At 69.6% G+C, this 19,848-nt stretch carries 18 protein-coding genes; 3 read left to right on the forward strand and 15 right to left on the reverse strand.

Annotated elements, in window-relative coordinates; all coding sequences use genetic code 11:
* Positions 1 to 47 precede the first annotated feature (47 nt).
* Positions 48 to 2,006, forward strand: a complete 1,959-nt coding sequence (locus tag INQ48_14135) for an adenylate/guanylate cyclase domain-containing protein (protein ID QRF60279.1) — start codon at positions 48 to 50, stop codon at positions 2,004 to 2,006.
* On the opposite strand, the gene INQ48_14140 is transcribed toward INQ48_14135, so the two are convergent.
* The 3 genes from INQ48_14140 to INQ48_14150 are packed head-to-tail and all read right to left on the reverse strand — an operon-like array spanning position 2,003 to position 5,204.
* The gene (locus INQ48_14140; GenBank protein QRF60280.1) at positions 2,003 to 2,977 is read right to left on the reverse strand and encodes an oxidoreductase; all 975 of its coding nucleotides are present in this window, start codon (positions 2,975 to 2,977) and stop codon (positions 2,003 to 2,005) included. The genes INQ48_14135 and INQ48_14140 overlap by 4 nt on opposite strands.
* Positions 2,974 to 4,206, reverse strand: a complete 1,233-nt coding sequence (locus INQ48_14145; GenBank protein QRF60281.1) for an aromatic ring-hydroxylating dioxygenase subunit alpha — start codon at positions 4,204 to 4,206, stop codon at positions 2,974 to 2,976. The genes INQ48_14140 and INQ48_14145 overlap by 4 nt, the downstream gene beginning before the upstream one ends.
* Positions 4,203 to 5,204 (reverse strand): tripartite tricarboxylate transporter substrate binding protein, encoded by a 1,002-nt coding sequence (locus INQ48_14150; protein QRF60282.1) that lies wholly within the window; start codon positions 5,202 to 5,204, stop codon positions 4,203 to 4,205. The genes INQ48_14145 and INQ48_14150 overlap by 4 nt, the downstream gene beginning before the upstream one ends.
* An 85-nt stretch (positions 5,205 to 5,289) precedes the next feature.
* Here INQ48_14150 and INQ48_14155 point away from each other — a divergent pair, with 85 nt between their 5' ends.
* Entirely contained in the window at positions 5,290 to 6,234 is a 945-nt protein-coding gene (locus INQ48_14155; GenBank protein ID QRF60283.1) for a LysR family transcriptional regulator, read from the forward strand.
* On the opposite strand, the gene INQ48_14160 is transcribed toward INQ48_14155, so the two are convergent.
* A complete protein-coding gene (locus INQ48_14160; protein QRF60284.1) occupies positions 6,221 to 6,970 on the reverse strand; it encodes a TetR/AcrR family transcriptional regulator C-terminal domain-containing protein in 750 nt (249 codons plus the stop codon). The genes INQ48_14155 and INQ48_14160 overlap by 14 nt on opposite strands.
* 121 nt (positions 6,971 to 7,091) lie before the next feature.
* Here INQ48_14160 and INQ48_14165 point away from each other — a divergent pair, with 121 nt between their 5' ends.
* The gene (locus INQ48_14165) at positions 7,092 to 8,396 is read left to right on the forward strand and encodes an aminotransferase class III-fold pyridoxal phosphate-dependent enzyme (protein QRF60285.1); all 1,305 of its coding nucleotides are present in this window, start codon (positions 7,092 to 7,094) and stop codon (positions 8,394 to 8,396) included.
* Positions 8,397 to 8,402: 6 nt separating this feature from the next.
* Here INQ48_14165 and INQ48_14170 read toward each other — a convergent pair whose 3' ends face one another.
* The 11 genes from INQ48_14170 to gsiC all read right to left on the reverse strand — a co-directional run bounded on the left by INQ48_14170 (position 8,403) and on the right by gsiC (position 19,826).
* Positions 8,403 to 9,476: an NAD(P)/FAD-dependent oxidoreductase gene (locus INQ48_14170; GenBank protein QRF60286.1), complete on the reverse strand. Its 1,074-nt coding sequence runs from the start codon at positions 9,474 to 9,476 to the stop codon at positions 8,403 to 8,405.
* Positions 9,434 to 9,763 carry a ferredoxin family protein gene (locus tag INQ48_14175; GenBank protein QRF60287.1) on the reverse strand — a complete coding sequence of 110 codons (330 nt, stop codon included), beginning with the start codon at positions 9,761 to 9,763 and terminating at the stop codon, positions 9,434 to 9,436. Before INQ48_14175 ends, INQ48_14170 begins: the two co-directional genes overlap by 43 nt.
* Positions 9,764 to 9,805: 42 nt before the next feature.
* A complete protein-coding gene (locus tag INQ48_14180; GenBank protein QRF60288.1) occupies positions 9,806 to 11,134 on the reverse strand; it encodes a sulfate adenylyltransferase in 1,329 nt (442 codons plus the stop codon).
* A gap of 106 nt (positions 11,135 to 11,240) precedes the next feature.
* Positions 11,241 to 12,182, reverse strand: a complete 942-nt coding sequence (gene cysD, locus INQ48_14185; GenBank protein ID QRF60289.1) for a sulfate adenylyltransferase subunit CysD — start codon at positions 12,180 to 12,182, stop codon at positions 11,241 to 11,243.
* A gap of 41 nt (positions 12,183 to 12,223) precedes the next feature.
* Complete coding sequence (locus INQ48_14190; protein QRF60290.1) at positions 12,224 to 12,844, reverse strand: phosphoadenosine phosphosulfate reductase family protein; 621 nt, start codon at positions 12,842 to 12,844, stop codon at positions 12,224 to 12,226.
* 27 nt (positions 12,845 to 12,871) lie between these two features.
* Positions 12,872 to 13,267, reverse strand: coding sequence for a DUF934 domain-containing protein (locus tag INQ48_14195; GenBank protein ID QRF60291.1), 396 nt, complete (start codon positions 13,265 to 13,267; stop codon positions 12,872 to 12,874).
* Positions 13,264 to 15,042 (reverse strand): nitrite/sulfite reductase, encoded by a 1,779-nt coding sequence (locus INQ48_14200; GenBank protein QRF60292.1) that lies wholly within the window; start codon positions 15,040 to 15,042, stop codon positions 13,264 to 13,266. The genes INQ48_14195 and INQ48_14200 overlap by 4 nt, the downstream gene beginning before the upstream one ends.
* A 1,030-nt stretch (positions 15,043 to 16,072) precedes the next feature.
* Positions 16,073 to 16,894: a M55 family metallopeptidase gene (locus INQ48_14205; GenBank protein QRF60293.1), complete on the reverse strand. Its 822-nt coding sequence runs from the start codon at positions 16,892 to 16,894 to the stop codon at positions 16,073 to 16,075.
* A gap of 25 nt (positions 16,895 to 16,919) precedes the next feature.
* On the reverse strand, positions 16,920 to 17,969 hold the full coding sequence (locus INQ48_14210; protein ID QRF60294.1) for a P1 family peptidase: 1,050 nt from the start codon (positions 17,967 to 17,969) through the stop codon (positions 16,920 to 16,922).
* Positions 17,966 to 18,895 (reverse strand): glutathione ABC transporter permease GsiD, encoded by a 930-nt coding sequence (gene gsiD / locus INQ48_14215; GenBank protein QRF60295.1) that lies wholly within the window; start codon positions 18,893 to 18,895, stop codon positions 17,966 to 17,968. Before gsiD ends, INQ48_14210 begins: the two co-directional genes overlap by 4 nt.
* A 10-nt stretch (positions 18,896 to 18,905) precedes the next feature.
* Positions 18,906 to 19,826, reverse strand: a complete 921-nt coding sequence (gsiC, locus tag INQ48_14220) for a glutathione ABC transporter permease GsiC (protein QRF60296.1) — start codon at positions 19,824 to 19,826, stop codon at positions 18,906 to 18,908.
* Between the last annotated feature and the right edge of the window lie 22 nt (positions 19,827 to 19,848).

Raw genomic sequence — 19,848 nt, forward strand, 5'->3', positions numbered from 1 at the left:
TTCCGCGAAGTCCGGGACAATCCGCGCCACAACGAACGCGGGCGCGCATGAGCGCGCAGGAAGGGAATCACATGGCAGACGCTGCTCCATCCGCGGCCCCCACGGAGGCCGGCCGGCCACCCCCGGCCGCCAGCCGCATGCGGCGCTTCCGGGTCGATGTCGGCACCATCATCTGCGCCGTCGCGCTGGTGCAGTCGCTGCTGCTGGTGGCGCTGGGCTACTGGGGCGCGCAGCGGCTGGTGTCGCGCATCGGCGAGTCGGCGCACAAGGTCCACCACGACCGCATCGAGGACAACGTGCTGGCCTTCCTCGCCAAGACCCAGGCGGTGGTGCACGCCGTCGGCGAGTCGCCGAGCCTGCATCCGCTGGGCGAGGACGGCGAGCGCAGCGCCGAGCTGCTGTGGACCCTGCTCGAGGAAGCGACCGAGCTCGACAGCCTCGGCGTGGCCAGCGACGACGGCCACCTGCTGATGGCCGAGCGCTACCCGGTGTCGGCGATCCGCCAGGTGGTGCGCGATCCGGCCTTCAGCACCGAGACCTGGGAATACAAACGTCCGTTCGACGTCGAGGGCGGCGATCCGCGCCAGCGATTCGCGACCACGCGCATCGAGTCCTTCCGCAGCGACCACGACGCCACCGAGCGCGCCTGGTTCCGCGAGGCGCTGGCGCGGAAGGCGTCGGTGTGGACGCCACCGTTCCGTTTCGACGACGGCGAGGAGCTTGGCGTGAGCTACGCCCAGCCGGCCGAGCGGCTCGACGACGAGGGGCACACGCCGCAGTCGCTGGTGGTGGTCGGCCACCTGTCGCTGGGCCACCTGTCGACGCTGGTGCGCCAGTTCGGCAGTCGCGGCCCCGGCGAGAGCGTGCTGCTGAGCGACGACCACCACGTGCTCGCGCGCAGCGACCATCCCGACCCCGTGCGCGAACTGCGGCTGCCCGAGGGCGGCGTGCTCGGCGCGGTGCATGCGTACATGCTGGCGCACGGCATCTCGGAGAACGTGGAAGACGAGAATTTCGTCGTCACCCACGCGGGCGAGCGCTACCGGGTCGAGTCTTCGCGCATCGGCCCCACGGGCTGGGAACTGATCAGCTGGGAGCCCGAATCGGTGCTGCTCGCCGGCGTGGAGCGCCTGGTGCGCTGGGGCCTGCTGCTGACCCTGGCCTTCCTGGTGTTCGCGCTCTTCGTCTCGCTGCGGCTGTCGAAGCTGGTGACCGCGCCGATCGAGAAGCTGTCGCACACCGCGCGCCGCATCGGCCGGCTCGAGCTCGACGACCTGCCGCAGCAGCCCAGCCGCGTGCTCGAGATCCAGCACCTGAACCAGGCGCTCGACGACTCCGCGCGCAGCCTGCGGGCCTTCAGCAAGTTCGTGCCGGTGCACCTGATCCGCCAGCTCGTGGCCGAGGGCCATGCGCTGGCACCCGGCGGTTCGCCGCGCCGCATCACCGCGATGTTCACCGACGTCGAGGGCTTTACCAGCATCGCCGAATCGCTGCCGGCCGACCTGCTGGTGCGCCAGCTCACCGAGTACTTCAACCTCGCGCAGCGCGTGTTCGCGCGCCATGGGGGCGTGGTCGACAAGTACATGGGCGACGGCATCATGGTGCTGTGGGGCGCGCCGCTCGAACTGCCCGATGCCGAGTACCGCGCCTGCCTGGCCGCGCTCGAGCTGCATGCCGAGATGGCCGAGCTCAACCGCCGCTGGCAGGCCGAGGGGCTGCAGCCCTTCCACACGCGCATCGGCATGCACACCGGCGTGGTGATCGCCGGCGTGCTCGGGTCCAGCGACCGGCTCTCCTACACCGCGCTCGGCGACGTGATCAACGCCGCGAGCCGCATCGAGGGCAGCAACAAGGAGCTGGGCACGCGCACGCTGATGTCCGACACCACGCACGAGGGGCTCGCGGGGCGGCTGCCCACGCGCCGCATCGAGGAGCAGGTGCTGCTGCGCGGCCGGCAGACGCGCATGGTCCTGCACGAACTGCTCGAGGACCCCGAAGCCTCCTAGAGATCGAGCACCAGCCGCGGCGAACGCGCGCGCGAGCAGCAGGGCAGGAACTGGTCGTTGGCGGCCTGCTCGGCGGGCGTGAGGAAGAGGTCGTGGTGCGCGACCTCGCCCTCGAGCACGCGCGTGAGGCAGGTGCCGCAGACGCCCTGGGCGCAGGACACCGGGATCTCGATCCCCTCGGCCGCGAGCGCGTCCACCACGCTGAGCGCGGCCGGCACGCGCACCACGCGGCCGCTGCTGCGCAACTGCACCTCGAAGCTGCCGGCCTGCTCGGCGGGCAGCGACGCGCCCGTGAAGCATTCGAAATGCACGCGCTCCTCGGGCCAGCCGAGCGCGCGGGCGGTGGCGCGCACCGCTTCGATGAAGCCGTTCGGCCCGCAGACGTAGAGATGGCGCCCGGGCGCCGGCGCGCCGATGGTGGCGGCCAGGTCGATGCGCTGCGCGGGCGGGCCGTCGTCGTCGTGGAAGAAGACCCGGTCGGCGAAGGCCTCCGCCCGCAGCCGCGCACGATACGCCGCACGTGCCGCGCTGCGGCTGCAGCAGTGCAGCGCGAAGTCGCGGCCCAGCGCTACGAGCCGGTGCGCCATCGCGAGCAGCGGCGTGATGCCGATGCCGCCGGCCAGCAGCAGGCTGTGGCCGGCCTCTTCGTCGAGCGCGAACAGATTGCGCGGCGCGCTGACCTGCAGCAGCGTGCCCTCGGCCACCGCCTCGTGCAGCGCGCGCGAGCCGCCGCGCGAAGCTTCCTCGCGCAGCACGCCGATCTCGTAATGGCCGGGCGCTTGCGCGGGCGGGTTGCACAGCGAGTAGGGCCGTACCAGGCCGCCGGGCAGCAGCACCTCGATGTGCGCGCCGGCCTCGAAGGACGGCAGCGCGCCGCCGTCGGCCGCTTCGAGCCGGAAGCCCGCGATGCCCTCGGCCTCGATCGTCTTGCGCGCGACGCGCACCGCGATGCGTTCGACGGCCGCGCTCATTCGCCCTGCAGGAAGTTGCCGGCCTCGAAGCGCACCGGCGGCGCATCGGCGTCGAAGCTCACGCCGGCCGGGTCGCGGCCCTCGCGCAGCGCGTCGAGCTGGCGCTGCAGCAGCCGGCGCAGCATCACGATGCCACGGTCGGAGCTCGCCAGGTGCTCCTCCGAATGCGCGGTGATCGCGCCCTGGCTCACCTGGGCCTCGTAGTCGCCGGGAAAGCGGCGGTGCTCCTCCTCGCTGAGTTCCTCCCACAGCTTGCCGTTGAGGCGCGAGCGCACCCGCGCGAGGTCGCCGGGCTCCTTCACCCGGCCCACGGTGTAGATGCGGAAGCTGTGGTCGTCGATCGGCAGCACCCAGCCGATCGACTCGACCCGGCCATAGGCCGCCACGCGCGGGTTCGGCACCACGCGCAGGGTCGGCAGCACCGGCCCGGCCACGCGGCGGAACACGCGGCCGTCCTCGAGGCGGCGGATCGAGGTGATCATCACGCCGGTCTCGGTGCTCTCGAAGTTCACCTCGGGCATCTGGCCCATCAGCGCCACGAACTGGGTGCCGCTGAAGCTGCCGTGCAGCACCGGCACGTGGAAGGGGTCGGCCACGTTTTCGTAGTGCTGCAGCCAGTTGCAGGGAACGATCCGCGGCCCGCCGCCGCCGATGCTGTTGTCGTCGGCCTCGAGCGTCTCGCCCTCGTCGAGCACCTCCAGGCAGTCGTAGCGCGGCAGCACCGGCTTCTTCTCGGCCGGGCCGAGGTAGGCCCAGACCAGGCCGTAGCGCTCCTCGACCGGGTACCAGGGCTGGCGCACGCGGCCGCGGGTGCGCGCGCCGTTCTCGGGCTCGCAGGGCTGGTCGACGCAGTGGCCCTGCACGTCGAACATCCAGCCGTGGTAGCAGCAGCGGATGCCGCCTTCCTCCACGCGGCCGTAGTAGAGCGAGGCGCCGCGGTGGGCGCAGCGCCAGTGCACCAGGCCGGGCCGGCCGCCCTTGTCGCGGAACAGGATCAGGTCCTCGCCGAGCACGCGCACCTGGCGCGGCGTGTCGGTGGCATCGGCGGCCAGCCCGATCGGATGCCAGTAGCGCCGCAGCAGCTCGCCCATCGGCCTGCCGGCGCCGACCTCGGTCAGCTCGGCCTTGTGGCTCGGCGGCTTGCGGCCGTAGGCGGTGCCGGTGTCGAACGCGACCGGCTGCCATTCGGACGCGGAAGAGGAAGAAGAGGGGGGAAGGACGGTGCTCATTCGGGGGTGACTCCTGCGGCCTTGATCAGGTCCGCGACACGGGGGAAATCGGCTTTCTGGCCGGCGCGGAACTCGGCCGGCGTGCTGCCCAGCGGCTCGAAGCCGAAGCCGGCCAGCCGCTCCTGCACGTCGGGCTGGCGCGTGACCGCCTGCAGCGCGGCGACCCATTCGTCGATCACGGGCTGCGGCGTTTTCGCGGGCGCGTAGACGCCGATCCAGCTGTCGAGGTCGAAGCCCGCGAAGCCCTGCTCGGCGAAGGTCGGCACCTCGGGCATCGAGCGCACGCGGCGCCGGCCGGTGATGCCCAGCACCTTGATGCGGCCGGCCTGCGCCAGCCCGCGCGCGGTGGCCGGGTTGGCCCAGGCCACGCCCAGCGCCTCGCCGAACAGGTCGTTGTGCGCGGCCGCCTCGGCCTTGTAGGGCACGTGGATCAGGTCGATGCCGGCCTGGCGCGCGAGCAGCTCGCCGAACAGGTGGGCGTTCGAGCCGTTGCCCCAGGTGCCGTAGCTGATGCCGCGGTGCGCCTTGGCGTAGGCGACGAACTCGCGCACGTTCGAGAACGGCGCCGAGGCGCGCGCGATCAGCATCGGCCCGCCGGTCGCGAGCTGCGACAGCGGCTCGAAGTCCTTCACCGGGTCGTAGGGCAGGCGCGGCTGCAGCACCACGTTGTTGATGTGCGTGAGCGGCAGCGTCAGCAGCACCGTGTAGCCATCGGGCGCCGCCTTGGCGACCGCGTCGGCCGCGATGGTGCCACTCGCGCCGGGCCGGGGTTCGACGATCACCGGCTGGTTCCAGCGCGTCTTGAGCTTGTCGGCGTAGATGCGCGCGATCGAGTCCATCGGCCCGCCGCCCGAGCCGAAGGGGATGATGCGCACCACGCGGGTGGGAAAGCTGGGTGGGCTCGCCTGCGCGAAGGCCGGGCCGGCGGCGCCGGCCATGACGGCGCCGAGAAGGCCGAGCGCGCGTCGGCGCGTCGGCTGGGGTCGCAACGGATTCATCGTGTCTCCAGGTCGTGCTGTACTTGTGGACCCGACGATAAGTACCGCCCGTGCCCCGGGCAATTCGAAGCTTTGGATATGAGATATGGCCCGACGTGATATCCGCAGCCTCGACGTCGGCATGCTGCGGACCTTCGATGCGCTGATGCGCGAGCGCAGCGTGTCGCGCGCGGCAACGCGCCTGTTCCTGAGCCAGCCCGCGGTGAGCGCCTCGCTCAACCGGCTGCGCGAGACCTTCGACGACCCGCTGTTCACGCGCACCGCGCACGGCGTGCAGCCGACCGCGCGCGCCACCGCGCTCGCGGGCCAGGTCGAGCGCGTGCTGGCCGACCTGTCGGCCATGCTCGAGCCCGACGACCGCTTCCAGCCCGAGCATTCGCAGCGCATCTTCCGCATCTCGGGCGGCGACTACGCGAGCCACCTGCTGCTGCCGCGGCTGGCCAACGAGCTCGTGGCCTGCGGCTCGCGCGTGCGGCTGTACTGGGAGACCAGTTCCTTCCTCACGCTGACCGAGCGGCTGCGCAAGGGCGATTTCGACGTCGCCGTGCTGCCGCGGCTGCAGCCGCCGAGCGACTGCGAATCGGCGCTGCTCTACGAGGACCGCTACGTGGTCGCGGTGCGCCGCGGCCATCCGACCCTGGGCGAGGCCGCCTCGCTCGACGACTTCTGCGCCGCGCCGCACGTGTTCCTGGGCTACGGCAGCTCGGCGCTCGACGACCTGATCGACCAGGTGCTCGCGCGCCAGGGCCGTCAGCGCAGCATGAGCGTGGCCATGACCAGCTTCGGCCAGATCGTCGACCTGCTGGCGCAGACCGACCACGTGGCGGTGATGCCGCTGCGCGTGGCCGCGCGCTTCGACGCGCTGCTCGCGGTGCATCCGCTGCCCTTCGAGCTGCAGGGCTACCGCTCGGTCGTGTGCTGGAACCGGCGCTCGAATTTCGACGCCGGCGTGCTGTGGCTCAAGGACGCGCTGCTGCGCATCGGGCGCGAGGCCGATACGGTGCCGATGCCCGTGCCTACGTCGGCCTGACGCGCCGCGCGAAGGCCTCGAGGCCGTCGATGGTCATCTGGACGTGGCGCTCGAAGCTGCTGTCGAGCGGCACCGTGCTGCCGTTGTCCCAGCGCACGATGAAGGCGCGGTTGGCCAGGAGCGGCAGGTTGCGCGAGAGCACCGGGTGGTCGAGCGGGCGGATGGTGTGGACGCGCTCGCGCAGCTCCTCGGCCCAGGTCTGGGTGTTGTCCGAGGGTAGCGGCGAGAACTCCATCGTGAGGAAGCCCAGCATCGCCGCGATCGTGCAGTTGTAGGCCTCGCGCAGCGGCTCGCCCTCGAAGCCGGCCTCGGTCAGCGCCGTGAGCACGCCCTCGACCAGCGCGGTCGGCAGGCTGCCGTTGGACACCAGCTGCGCGCCCAGCAGCTGCGCGACGTTGGGATGGCGCCGCACGGCCGCTCGGCAGCGGCGGAACAGCTCGGCGATCCAGGCCTGCCAGTCGGGCTGCGCGACATCGGCGGGCGGCGCCACCTCGGCCATGACCGCGGCCGCGACCTCGGCCAGCAGCGCCTCGCGCGAGCTCACGTGCCAGTGCACCGTGGCCGGGTAGACGCCGAGCCGCGCCGCCACCTCGCGCAGGCTGAAGGCGCCGAGGCCGGCCTCGTCGATCAGCGCCAGCGCGACCTCGGCGATCCGGCCCTTGGTCAGCGCGGCGCCGCCCGCGGGTCGGCCGGCGGTGCGGGGCGGGGGAGCGGCTTTCTTGCGCGCGGTGGTCATCGGGTGGGTGCCATTGTTCGGTCGGTGAATTGATTGTATAAACATCGGAAAATTGAGCATCGAACAATTAATGCTGAGCCGAGCGCCAATTCCAGCCGTCCCACCCTTTCCAGGAGCCGCCATGACCCTTGCCCCCATCGACCACGCCCTGGCCGAGGCGCACCGCCGCTTTACCGAGGCCAACCCCGCCAGCCGGCGCCAGTTCGAGGCCAATGCCGAGTCCATGCCCGGCGGCAACACGCGCTCGGTGCTGTTCTACGCGCCGTTCCCGCTGACCATCGCGCGCGGCGAGGGGGCTGCGCTGTGGGACGCCGACGGCCACCGCTATGCCGACTTCATCGCCGAGTACACGGCCGGCGTCTACGGCCACTCGGCGCCCGAGATCCGCGAGGCGGTGATCGAGGCGATGCAGGGCGGCGTCAACCTCACGGGCCACAACCTGCTCGAGGGCCGGCTGGCGCGGACCATCCGCGAGCGCTTCCCGCAGGTCGAGCAACTGCGCTTCACCAACTCGGGCACCGAGGCCAACCTGATGGCGCTCACGGCCGCGCTGCACTTCACGGGGCGGCGCCGCATCGTGGTGTTCTCGGGCGGCTACCACGGCGGCGTGCTGGGCTTCGGCGACCAGCCCCTGCCCACCACCGTGCCCTTCGACTTCCTCGTGCTGCCCTACAACGACGCCGAGACGGCGCGCGCGCGCATCGCCGAGCAGGCCTCGCAGATCGCGGCCGTGCTGGTCGAGCCGATGCAGGGCGCGGCCGGCTGCATCCCGGGGCAGGCCGACTTCCTGCGGGCGCTGCGGGAAGCGGCCACGGCGGCAGGCGCGCTGCTGGTCTTCGACGAGGTCATGACCTCGCGGCTGGGCCCGCGCGGTCTGGCCAACGAGCTGGGCATCCGCGCCGACCTCACGACCCTGGGCAAGTACATCGGCGGCGGCATGTCCTTCGGCGCCTTCGGCGGCCGCGCCGACGTGATGGCGCAGTTCGACCCGCGCACCGGCGCGCTCGCGCACTCGGGCACCTTCAACAACAACGTGATGACCATGGCGGCCGGCCAGGCGGGCCTGACCCGGCTCTTCACGCCCGAGGCAGCCGGCGCGCTGGCCGAGCGTGGCGAGGCGATGCGCGCGCGGCTCAATGCGCTGAGCGCGAAGGAGGGCGTGGCGCTGCAGTTCACGGGCGTGGGCTCGCTGATGAACGCGCATTTCCTGCAGGGCGAGGTTCGGCGCGTGGCCGATCTCGCGGCGGTCGACGGGCGGCTGCGCCAGCTGCTGTTCTTCCACCTGCTGAACGCGGGCATCTACACCTCGCCGCGCGGCTTCGTGGTGCTGTCGCTGCCGCTGGGCGACGCCGACATCGAGCGCTACCTGGGGGCCATCGGCGGCTTCATCGCCGAGTACCGCGCGCTGCTGCCCGCCCTGGGCTGACGTGGCTCAGGCCTTGGCGCCGGCCACGCCCAGCAGCTCGTGCAGCCGGGTGCTGGTGGTCGTGTACTGCAGCGGGATCGCCTTGCCCGGGAACACCAGGGCCGCGGCGCCCCAGGCGGCCAGCGTGGCCTCATGGAAGCCGCAGACGATCAGCTTTTTCTTGCCCGGGTAGGTGTTGATGTCGCCGACCGCGAACACGCCGGCTTCGCGCGTCTGGTACTTCTCGGTGTCGACCGGCACCTGCTTGCGCTCGAGCTCGAAGCCCCAGTCGGCGATCGGCCCGAGGCGCGGCGAGATGCCGAGGCAGGCGACCAGCGCGTCGAGCGGCAGCTCGACCGTGCTGGCATCGGGCGTGGCGATGCGCAGCACGTGGCCGTCGAAGCCGCTGGGCTGGCCGACCTGGAAGCCCAGCCGGCCCTCGGCCACCAGCGCGCGCATCGCGGCCACCGTGGCCTCGTCGGCCTGGAAGCCGTCGCGCCGGTGCACCAGCGTGACCTGCCTGGCGATGGCCGTCAGCGCGATCGCGGTTTCGAGCGCCGTGTCGTCGCCGCCGTTGACCACCACGGCCTGGCCCGCGAAGCGGTCGAGCGAGTCGGGGTGATAGAACAGCGATTGGCCTTCGAAGCGGCCGATGTCGTCCAGCGCGATGCGCTTGGGCACGAAAGCGCCGACGCCGGCCGCGATGAACACCGTCTTCGCGAGGAAGCGGTGGCCGGCCGAGGTGCCCAGCAGCAGCCGCTGGTCGGCCTGGCGCTCGAGCGTGGCGACCTGCTCGCCGAAATGGAAGACCGGCTTGAACGGCGCCACCTGCGCCAGCAGCGACTGCGCGAGCTCGCGCCCGCTGGTCACCGGGGTGCCGGGAATGTCATAGATCGGCTTGTGGCCGTACAGCGCCACGCACTGGCCGCCCGCGGCGGGCAGCGCATCGACGATGTGACAGGAGATCTCGAGCAGGCCGAGCTGGAAGGCCTGGAACAGCCCCACCGGGCCGGCGCCGATGATCAGGGCGTCGGTCTCGATGGGGGCGGGGGACTGGCTCAGCGCACCAGCTCCGAGATCTTGCCGGCCTTGTCCTTCCACTCGTCGGCGTCGGGCAGGGCGGGCTTGCGCTTGGTGATGCTCTTCCAGCCGTCGGCCTGGGCCAGCTCGGCATTGAGCTTGATGAAGGCGATCTGGTCGGCCGGCAGGTCTTCCTCGGCGAAGATCGCGTTGGCCGGGCACTCGGGGATGCAGACCGCGCAGTCGATGCATTCGTCCGGGTCGATCACCAGCATGTTGGGACCTTCGCGGAAGCAGTCGACGGGGCAAACGTCCACGCAGTCGGTGTATTTGCAACGGATGCAGGCTTCGGAGACGACGTGGGTCATTTGGCGTTGTATGCGTTCTGTGGTCGGGAAAAACCCTTGATTTTAGGCCTTTGCGGCGCTCGGCTGCACGAGCACGGCCGCGGAGGTGCGATGCGAGGCCGTATCGACCAGCACCAGCGAGCCCAACGTGCGCGAGCGCGTGAACGGCAGCACCGCCAGCGGCTGCTGCAGCGCCAGCACCACGTCGCCGATGGCATTGGCCTCGAGCTGGGTCGCGGGCTCGGATTCGAGCGTCGTGATGTTGATCCGGTCGACGATGCGCGCGACCTTGGCCTTGACCCAGCGGTGCCCCTGCAGCGCCCAGTAGACGCGGCCCGCGACCAGCGGCTCGTCGTCGAGCCAGGCCACGGTGGCGGTGATCTCGCGCACCGGCTCGAAGGCCTCGGGCGCCAGCAGCCAGTCGCCGCGCGACACGTCGACCTCGCGGTCGAGCACGATGCCGGCGCTGTGGCCCGCATGCACGGTCTTCGGCTGGCGCGCGTGGCTCAGCACCTGGGCCACGGTGGCCGTCTGGTTGCTCGGCAGCACGGTCACGCGCTGGCCCGGCTCGACATGGCCCGAGGCCACGCGGCCCCAGAACACGCGGCGGCCCTGCGAGGTGTCGGCCGAGGACGAGAACTTCTCGACCCACTGCACCGGGAAGGCGAAGGGCACCGATTCGTCCTGCGCCGTCACCGGCAGCTGTTCGAGCAGCTCGAGCAGGCTCGGGCCTTCGTAGCCGACCCAGTCGGCATGGCGCGTGGCCACGTTCCAGCCCTTGAGCGCCGAGATCGGCACGATCGCGGCCACCCGCACGCCCGCTGCTTCGGCGAAGGCGTTGAGCGCGGCCGAGATGCGTTCGAAGGCCAGGCCGGCATCGGCGATGGCGTCGAGCTTGTTGACCGCGAACACGATCGACTGCACGCGCAGCAGGTGCGTCAGCAGCGTGTGGCGGCGCGTCTGCGGCAGCAGCTCGCGCTTGACGACCGTGCCGTCCTCCACCTCGGCGGCCCAGGCCAGCTTGGTGGCATCGACCAGCACCACGGCGGCGTCGGCGGCCGAGGCGGCCGTCACCATGTTGCGCGTGTACTGCTCGTGGCCCGGCGCGTCGCCGATGATGAACTTGCGTTTGGCGGTCGAGAAGTAGCGGTAGGCCACGTCGATCGTGATGCCTTGCTCGCGCTCGGCCGACAGGCCGTCGGTCAGCAGCGCGAGATCGGTTTCGCCGCCGCGCTGCACGCCAGCGAGCTGGTCCTGCAGCACGGTCTTGCTGTCGACCAGCAGGCGGCCGATCAGCGTGCTCTTGCCGTCGTCGACCGAGCCGCAGGTGATGAAGCGCAGCGCGGTGCCGGTGTCGGCTGTGATTTCGGGTTGAAGCGTGGTGGCGGTCATGGGTTTCTTTCGGGAGACACCGCGGAACCGGCTTTGCCGGGCCGCTGGTGTCGCCCCCTTGAGGGGGGAGTCGAGCTACACGAAGTGAGCGAGGGACGGGGGTGGGTCAGAAGTAACCGTCTTTCTTGCGTTTTTCCATCGAAGCTTCGGAGGTCATGTCGTCCATCCGGGTGGCGCCGCGTTCGCTGACGTCGACCGACAGCGTCTCGAGCACCACGTCGCCCGCGTCGGCCGCGAGGCTCTCGACCGGGCAGGTGGTCGTGATGTCGCCCACGGTGCGGAAGCGCACGTCGCGCACCTGCACGGTTTCGCCGTCGCGCGGCGGGGTCAGTTCGGTCACCGGCACCAGCAAGCCGCGGCGCTCCACCACCTCGCGCTTGTGCGTGTAGTAGATCGAGGGCAGGCCGACGTGCTCGCGCTCGATGTACTGCCAGACGTCGAGTTCGGTCCAGTTCGAGATCGGGAACACGCGGAAGTGCTCGCCCGGCGCCAGGCGGGTGTTGAACAGGGTCCAGAGCTCGGGGCGCTGGTCCTTGGGCTGCCATTGGCCGAAGCTGTCGCGGTGCGAGAAGATGCGCTCCTTGGCGCGGGCCTTCTCCTCGTCGCGGCGCGCGCCGCCGATCAGCGCGTCGAAACGGAATTCCTCGATCGCCTCGAGCAGCGTCACCGACTGGTGCGCGTTGCGCGATTCGCCCGGGTGCGCGAGGCGCACCGTGCCGCGCTTCATCGAGTCCTCGACGCTGCGCACGATCAGCTCGGCGCCCAGTTCCTTGGCGCGCTGGTCGCGGTAGTCGGTCACTTCGGGGAAGTTGTGGCCGGTGTCGATCATCAAGAGCGGATAGGGCAGGCGGCCGACGCCGAAGGCCTTCTCGGCGCACTTCAGCAGCACCAGCGAGTCCTTGCCGCCCGAGAACAGCAGCGCGGGGCGCTCGAAGGCCGCGGCCACTTCGCGCAGGATGAAGATGGTTTCTTCTTCCAGCGCATCGAGGTGCGTGTTGGACAGGTGCGCGGGCGGCAGCAGCAGATCGGATTCGGTACGGGCGTTCATCGGGTGGGGCACTGGAGATTCGGAGTCGGTGGAGCGTGCGTTCAATGCGAGAGGTGCAGGCCGCATTCGCGGTTGTCCTCGCCCTTGGTCGGGTCCACGTAGTCGAAGTTGTTCGGCAGGCCGTGCGCCTCGCAGTAGGTGTAGAGGTCCTTGGACGACCAGTGCAGGAGCGGCGCGACCTTGATCAGGCCGTCGGGGTTGATGCTGACCGGCTCCATCTGCGCGCGCACGGCCGTGTCGGTGGCGCGCAGCGCGGTGAACCAGACCTTGGGCGCCGTCTCGCGCAGGGCACGCGCGAAGGGCTCGAGCTTCACTTCCTCGGTGAAGGCGGCATGGCGCGGATCGTCGAGCGCGGGCGTCGGGCCGTCGACCGCCTCACGGTGCGCGCGCGAGCGGCCCGGCAGGTAGATGTGCAGGTCCAGGCCCAACTGCTTCGTCACCTCGTCGGCGAAGCGGTAGGTGGCCTCGGTGTTGTAGCCGTTGTCCATCCAGATCACCGGCACGTCGCGCTTGGCGCGCGTCACCATGTGCAGGATCACAGCCTCGAAGGGCCGGAAATTGGTGGTGACGATCGCGTTCTGGCCCAGGCCGATGGCCCAGTCCACCAGGCCTTCGGCGTTGCGGCCGAGTTCGGTGTTGATGCGTGCGAGGTCGATGCTCATGGATGAATCAGGCGTTGCTGTGGGAACTCAATTGCCGGCCGCGAAGTGCGGCGCGGTCTGCACCGCGTCGCCCTGGTAGAAGGCCGAGAAGCGGTCGAACTGGCGCTGCGCGTCGGAGGCGTCCACGCCTTCCTTGAGCACGGCGCTCGAGAAACCGGTGCGTTCCATCTGCACCAGCTGGTCGATCAGCACGTCGCCGGTGGCGCGGATGTCGCCCTTGAAGCCCAGGCGGCGGCGCAGCAGGAAGGCCTGGCTGTAGGCACGGCCGTCGGTGAACTTCGGGAAGTGCAGGTCGATGCGTTCGATGTCCGACAGGCAGACCTCGATCGCGAGCGGATCGGCGTCGTTCGCCAGTTGCAGCACCTTCGGGTCGCCGTCGTCGACGTGTTCCTCGGCCGCGAGGATGTTCAGGGTCTTGTTCATGCTGCTTCCTCCACCTTGAAACGCGCACCGTTGGCCGCGGCCTTGAACGGGTCGGGTCCCACGCGGCGCAGCGTGTCGATGAAGTTCTCGCCGTTCTCGCGCGTGTCGCGGTAGGTCGTGAGCACGGCCTCGATCACGCCGGGCACTTCGGCCGCCGAGAACGAGGGGCCGACCACCTTGCCGGCCTGCGGCGCGCCGCTGAGGGCCGAGCCGTCGGAGCCGCCGAGGGTGACCTGGTACCACTCCTTGCCGTCCTTGTCGACGCCCAGGATGCCGATGTGGCCGCTGTGGTGGTGGCCGCAGGAGTTGATGCAGCCGCTGATGTGCAGGTCGATCTCGCCGATGTCGTCGAGCTCGTCGAGGTCCTGGTAGCGCTCGGTGATCGCCTCGGCGATCGGGATCGAGCGCGCATTGGCCAGCGCGCAGAAGTCGCCGCCGGGGCAGGCGATCATGTCGGTCAGCAGGTGCACGTTGGCGCTCGCGAAGCCGGCCGCGCGGGCGGCGAGCCACAGCGCATGCAGGTCTTCGGCATGCACCCAGGGCAGCACCACGTTCTGGTCGTGCGTCACGCGGGCTTCGCCGGCCGAGAAGCGGTCGGCCAGTTGCGCGAGCGTGTCGAGCTGGTCGGCCGAGGCATCGCCGGGCGCCTGCTTCAGGCGCTTGAACGACAGCGTGACCGCGCGCAGGGCCGGGTTCTTGTGCGGCGCCACGTTGCGCGCGAGCCAGCGCGCGAACTGCACGTCGTCGGCGGCATGGGCGCGCAGCTCGGCGTCGGTCTTCTCGGCGCCCTGCAGCACGCGGGTGGCCAGTTCCGGCGGCACGAAGGAGGCGGCCACGCGGTCGAACTCTTCCTGCGTGATGGTGTGCGGCGCGCCGTCGTGCTCGAGGATCTGCTTGTACTCGGCATCGACGTCGTCGATGTAGCGCTGGCCTTCGGCCTTCACCAGGATCTTGATGCGCGCCTTGTAGATGTTGTCGCGGCGGCCGTAGCGGTTGTAGACCCGGATCACGGCCTCGAGGTAGTTCATGATCTGCTGCCACGGCAGGAACTCGCGCAGCACCGTGCCCACGATCGGCGTACGGCCCATGCCGCCGCCGACCTGCACGCGGAAGCCGATCTCGCCGGCTTCGTTCTTCACCAGCTTCAGGCCTACGTCGTGCCAGCCCGTGGCCGCGCGGTCCTCGTCGGCGCCGGTGATCGCGATCTTGAACTTGCGCGGCAGGAACGCGAACTCGGGATGCAGCGTGCTCCACTGGCGCATGATTTCGGCGTAGGGGCGCGGATCGGCCACCTCGTCGATGGCGATGCCCGCGCGCTCGTCGCTCGTGATGTTGCGGATGCAGTTGCCGCTGGTCTGGATGCCGTGCATGTCGACCGAGGCCAGCAGGTCCATCACGTCGGCCGACTTGGCGAGCGGGATCCAGTTGTACTGGACGTTCTGGCGGGTCGAGAAGTGGGCGTAGTGGGTGGGCAGCTTCTGGCTGCCGAGCTGGCCCTGGGTCTCGATGGCCTTCTTGTAGACCTCGGCCTCGGGCTCGTCGTACTCGCGGGCGATCTTCGCAAGCACGCGCAGCTGGCGGCTCGAGAGTTCGCCGTAGGGCACGGCCACGCGCAGCATCGGGGCGTAGCGCTGCACGTACCAGCCGTTCTGCAGGCGCAGGGGACGGAACTCGTCTTCGTGGAGACGGCCCTTTTGCCAGCGCTCGAGCTGGTCGCGGAATTGGGCGGCTCGTTGATGAACGAACTGGCGGTCGAAGTCTGTGTATTGGTACATCGTGCGTGAGTCTTGTCTTGAAGTGCGGTGCGTCCAGCGCGCCAGCAAGAAGCCGGGATTCTGAAAGCGAGCCTTATGGAACCAAACTATTTTTTGGTTCGCGCCTTATGCGGATAAGCTTATTCGCCAGTGTTCATGCGGGTTTGCGGGCGGTTGGATGCTTATTCTGGATAAGGGCGGGTGCGGGGCGCAGGGTGGATTTTAGGAAGCCTTAAGGTGGGGTGTTTGGACTGGGTGTTCTCTTTGTTTAGGCTGTTGGCCGGGTCTCGCCCCGGCGGGCGAGTCACTTTCTTTTGCTTCGCCAAAAGAAAGTAACCAAAGAAAAGGCGACCCACTGTCTGCGTCCCTCCGCTTCGCTGCGGGCAACCTGCGGTGCTCGCGTTTCGCGGGGTCTCGCAGAACTCGCTCCGCTGCGCTGCGCTCAGACAGCTGCGAGCCCTTATCCGCGAAACGCTGCGCTCCTCGGCGCAGCCAGAGGGGGTGGGTCGGGCCTTTGCTTCGCTCGGCCTTGGAATGCTGCTCGGGCCATCGCTTCGCTCGGCCTTGTGTTTGTCTTGTCCCCTCTCCCTCTGGGAGAGGGTTAGGGTGAGGGCACCGGGCCTCACCGAGGGTCTGACGGTATCCATCGCCCAGTGCCCTCACCCCAGCCCTCTCCCAGAGGGAGAGGGGGCAATACCAATGCCGAGCGAAGCGATGGCCTGTTAGGTACCCGCGGCCGAGCGAAGCGATGGCCCGTTGGGTATGCCAGGCCGAGCGAAGCAAAGGCCCGAATCACCCCCCTCTGGCTGTGCCGAGGAGCGCAGGGGAAAGCGGGATCAGGGCCGCAGCTGTCTGAGCGGAGCGCAGCGCAGCGAGTTCTGCGGACCCCCGCTTTCCCCGAGCACCGCAGGTTGCCCGCAGCGAAGCGGAGGGACACAGACAGTGGGGTCGCCTTTCTTTGCTTACTTTCTTTGGCGAGACAAAGAAAGTGAGCCGCCCGCCGGGGCGGGACCCGGCCTACGGCCTACGCAAAAAAAAGAACGCTCAGATCTCACCGCAACATCGAAGACATCGCAGAACAGCAGTTCAACATCCGAACCGCACTCTCGACATCTGCAGCCACAAACCGAAGAGTCACCCCATCGACCCGCTCAAACCCCGGCCACTGGCAAAACAGATCCGCCAGCGCCGCAGTCTGCGCCCTCAGCGTCACAGTCTGCGGCCCTTCGAACACCAGCGGATGAACCTTGGCCCGCGAAGACAGCGCGACTCGAACCCCCGCCCGAATCGCCTCACGCGACTTCTCAGGCGACAACGAAACCCCACTGGTATTCCCCGTAGCCTTCTTCGTCTCCACGAACACAGCGTGAGGAAACAAGCCACGGTTCTCGGCAATGAACACATCGTCCCCACTGCCCATCACCACCGGCACCCCATATTCCCCCGCCAGCGCCCCATAAAGCCCAGCCTCACCCAGCTCCTGCCCGCCGAGCGAGACACCCGCGAACGCAAAGCTGTTGATCGTGTGCGCCAGAATCCCGCGCCCCTGCGCCCGCGAGTGGTAGCCGATCATGCAGACCGCTTCGACCCCGTCTTCCTCCACCCCCGCCACCATGCTCAGATAGCGCGGCTTCCCCTGCACCACGCGCGCCCGAGGATCGAGCACATCGGGCGGCATGTTGCGAAACCCTCCGTGCGAGTCGTTCACCAGCACCTCGTCGGCCCCCGCATCGAAGGCCCCCGCGATCGCCGCATTGGCTTCCTGCGCCATCAGCAGCCGGGCACGTTCGTATTCGGGATTGCCTTGCCGCGTCTGCTCGGGGTGATAAACACCCGCCACGCCTTCGATATCGGTGGAGATCAGCACTTTCATGAGGGCACCCGGCAAAAGAGAAAAATCAAGAAAAGAGAGAAGGGGACAACAGCTCGCCCAACGCGGCACGGTGGTTGCCGTCGCGCCCGGTCACCGGCTCGGCCCGCCACAGCGCATGCAGGATCGCCTGCTCGGTCCCATCGGCCGCCGCCTGGAACAAACCGTCGAGCTGCGTCTCGTGCAGCATCGCCACTGTCGGCATCGCGCGCTCGGCCCGGTCGGGCACGGTGTAGGCGGTCGAGAAGGCCAGCACGATGTCCCCGCTGCCGTGGCCGAAGACCGAGCCGGTGCGCGCCAGCCCGGCCCCCGCGCGCAGTGCCAGCCGGCGCAGCTGGCGCGCATCGAGCGGCGCGTCGGTCGCGACCACGACGATGATCGAGCCCTTCTCGGGCTCCTGCGCCATGGCCGGTTCGGCCACGAGCGCGGCAAGACGGGCGCCCACCGCATGCCCCGCCAGCCGCAGCTCGGGCTGCCGCCCATAGTTCGCGAGCACCAGCGTGCCCACCGTGTGCGAAGCCGCGCCCACCGGCACGACCCGCGAGGCACTGCCGATCCCGCCCTTGAGCTGGAAGCTCGACATGCCGCGTCCCGCGCCCACCGAACCCTGCGCGAAATCCGCGCCCGCGTCGGCCAGCGCGCGCTGGTAGTCGGCCTCGCCCACGGCCAGCCGCTGGATATCGTTGAGAAAGCCGTCGTTGCACTCGAACACCAGCGGATTCACGGTCGGCAGCGAGCGCCCGGTCTCGGGGTTGTGCGCGATGCAGTCGCGGATCTGCGCGCCCGCCACGGTGCCGACCGAGAAGGTGTTGGTCAGCGCGATGGGTGTCTCGAGCACGCCGAGTTCCGCGAGCTGCACCAGCCCGATGCTCTTGCCGAAGCCGTTGAGCACCACGGCGGCCGCCGGCACCTTGTCGCGGAACGGGTCGCCGGCATGCGGGCGAATCACGGTCACGCCGGTCTGCACCGGGCCCTCGGCGAGGGTGCGGTGGCCCACCGTCACGCCCGCGACGTCGCTGATCGCATCGCGCGGACCCGGGCGCAGCCCCCCGATGCGGGGCAGGGCGTTCGCGCTCATTGCCGGTCGATCTTCGGATCGAGCGCGTCGCGCAGGGCGTCGCCCAGCAGGTTGAAGGCCAGCACGGTGAAGAAGATCGCGAGGCTGGGGAACAGCGCCACGTGGGGCGAGGTCACCATGTCGGCGCGCGCCTCGCTGAGCATCGCGCCCCATTCGGGCGTGGGCGGCTGCGCGCCCATGCCGAGGAAGGACAGGCTGGCCGCGGTGATGATCGAGGTGCCCACGCGCATGGAGAAATACACCACGATCGAGGAGATGGTGCCCGGCAGGATGTGGCGCACGACGATGGTCCAGTCCGAGGCGCCGATGCTGCGCTCGGCCTCGATGTAGGTCTGCTGCTTGAGCACCAGCGTGTTGCCGCGCACCAGCCGCGCGAAGGCCGGCACGCTGAACACCGACACGGCCACCACCACGTTGGTCATGCTGCTGCCGAGGATCGCGACCACGCCCAGCGCCAGCAGGATGCCGGGGAAGGCGAACAGCACGTCCGAGATGCGCATCACGATGCGGTCCCACCAGCCTTCGTAGTAGCCCGCGAGCAGGCCGAACGCGGTGCCGACGAAGCCGCCGACCAGCACCGACAGGAAGCCCGCCATCAGCGAGATGCGCGCGCCCGCGAGGATGCGGCTGAAGATGTCGCGGCCCAGCGGGTCGACGCCGAACCAGTGCGTGGCCGAGGGCCCGCTGTTGAGCATGTCGTAGTCGAAGTAGTTCTCGGGATCGAAGGGCACGATCCACGGCGCGAACACGGCGACGAACACCAGCAGCAGCACGAACAGGGCGGCGACGATGCCCACGGGCTGCTTCTTGAAGCGGCGCCAGCATTCGCCCCACGGAGTGCGGACCTTGCCCGCGGTCTGGAGCGTCGTGACCGGCGCGGCGGCGGGAAGGGTGGATTCGGCAGGCACGCCGGTGGCTTGGGTCATGGCGGCGGCCTCACTTGTAGCGGATGGTCGGGTTGATGAAGCCGTACAGCACATCGACCACGAGATTGATCAGGATGAACTCGAGCGAGAACAGCAGCACCAGCGTCTGGATCACCGGGTAGTCGCGCATCTGCACCGCGTCGACCAGCAGGCGGCCGAGGCCGGGCCAGTTGAACACCGCCTCGACCAGGATCGAGCCGCCGAGCAGGAAGCCGAACTGCAGACCCATCATCGTGACCACCGGGATCAGCGCATTGCGCAGGCAGTGCTTGACGATCACGCTGCGCTCGCGCACGCCCTTGGCGCGCGCGGTGCGCACGAAGTCCTCCTGGATCACCTCGACGAACGAGGCGCGCGTGAAGCGCGCCATCACGGCCGCCACGGCCGCGCCCAGCGTGATCGAGGGCAGGATGTAGTGCTTCCAGGTGGCCGCGCCCACGGTGGGCAGCCAGCCGAGCTGCACAGAGAAGATCTGCATCAGCAGCATGCCCAATGCAAATGCGGGAAAGGAGATGCCCGACACCGCCAGCGTCATGCCGATGCGGTCGGGCCATTGGTTGCGGTACACGGCCGACACGATGCCGATGCCCATGCCGAAGATCACGGCCCACACCATGCTGGTGACGGTCAGCATCACCGTCGGGAAGAAGCGCTCGGCGATCTCCATCGACACCGGCCGCCGCGTGCGGATCGAGGTGCCGAAGTCGCCCTGCAGCATGTGGGTGAAGAAGTTCGCGAACTGCTGCGGCAGCGGCTTGTCGAGGCCGAGCTCCGCGCGGACCATGGCCACGGTCTGCTCGTCGGCCTCCTGGCCGGCGGCAAGGCGCGCCGGGTCGCCGGGCAGCATGTGGACGAACAGGAACACCAGCACCGCCACGATGAGCAGCGTGGGGATCAGGCCCAACAGTCGTTTGAGGAAGTAGTTCAGCATGGGTAGCAGGGGCCGCGAACGG

The organism is Variovorax paradoxus, assembly GCA_016806145.1.
Lineage (GTDB): Bacteria > Pseudomonadota > Gammaproteobacteria > Burkholderiales > Burkholderiaceae_C > Variovorax.

Bases quoted from the DNA above. Each gene is read 5' to 3' on its own strand.
- INQ48_14140 (QRF60280.1), bottom strand. From the start codon at position 2,977: ATGAGCGCGGCCGTCGAACGCATCGCGGTGCGCGTCGCGCGCAAGACG.
- INQ48_14205 (QRF60293.1), bottom strand. From the start codon at position 16,894: ATGAAAGTGCTGATCTCCACCGATATCGAAGGCGTGGCGGGTGTTTAT.
- INQ48_14160 (QRF60284.1), bottom strand. From the start codon at position 6,970: ATGACCACCGCGCGCAAGAAAGCCGCTCCCCCGCCCCGCACCGCCGGC.
- INQ48_14155 (QRF60283.1), top strand. From the start codon at position 5,290: ATGGCCCGACGTGATATCCGCAGCCTCGACGTCGGCATGCTGCGGACC.
- INQ48_14180 (QRF60288.1), bottom strand. From the start codon at position 11,134: ATGACCGCCACCACGCTTCAACCCGAAATCACAGCCGACACCGGCACC.
- INQ48_14135 (QRF60279.1), top strand. From the start codon at position 48: ATGAGCGCGCAGGAAGGGAATCACATGGCAGACGCTGCTCCATCCGCG.
- cysD (QRF60289.1), bottom strand. From the start codon at position 12,182: ATGAACGCCCGTACCGAATCCGATCTGCTGCTGCCGCCCGCGCACCTG.
- INQ48_14175 (QRF60287.1), bottom strand. From the start codon at position 9,763: ATGACCCACGTCGTCTCCGAAGCCTGCATCCGTTGCAAATACACCGAC.
- INQ48_14210 (QRF60294.1), bottom strand. From the start codon at position 17,969: ATGAGCGCGAACGCCCTGCCCCGCATCGGGGGGCTGCGCCCGGGTCCG.
- gsiC (QRF60296.1), bottom strand. From the start codon at position 19,826: ATGCTGAACTACTTCCTCAAACGACTGTTGGGCCTGATCCCCACGCTG.
- INQ48_14200 (QRF60292.1), bottom strand. From the start codon at position 15,042: ATGTACCAATACACAGACTTCGACCGCCAGTTCGTTCATCAACGAGCC.
- INQ48_14190 (QRF60290.1), bottom strand. From the start codon at position 12,844: ATGAGCATCGACCTCGCACGCATCAACACCGAACTCGGCCGCAACGCC.
- INQ48_14145 (QRF60281.1), bottom strand. From the start codon at position 4,206: ATGAGCACCGTCCTTCCCCCCTCTTCTTCCTCTTCCGCGTCCGAATGG.
- gsiD (QRF60295.1), bottom strand. From the start codon at position 18,895: ATGACCCAAGCCACCGGCGTGCCTGCCGAATCCACCCTTCCCGCCGCC.
- INQ48_14150 (QRF60282.1), bottom strand. From the start codon at position 5,204: ATGAATCCGTTGCGACCCCAGCCGACGCGCCGACGCGCGCTCGGCCTT.
- INQ48_14195 (QRF60291.1), bottom strand. From the start codon at position 13,267: ATGAACAAGACCCTGAACATCCTCGCGGCCGAGGAACACGTCGACGAC.
- INQ48_14165 (QRF60285.1), top strand. From the start codon at position 7,092: ATGACCCTTGCCCCCATCGACCACGCCCTGGCCGAGGCGCACCGCCGC.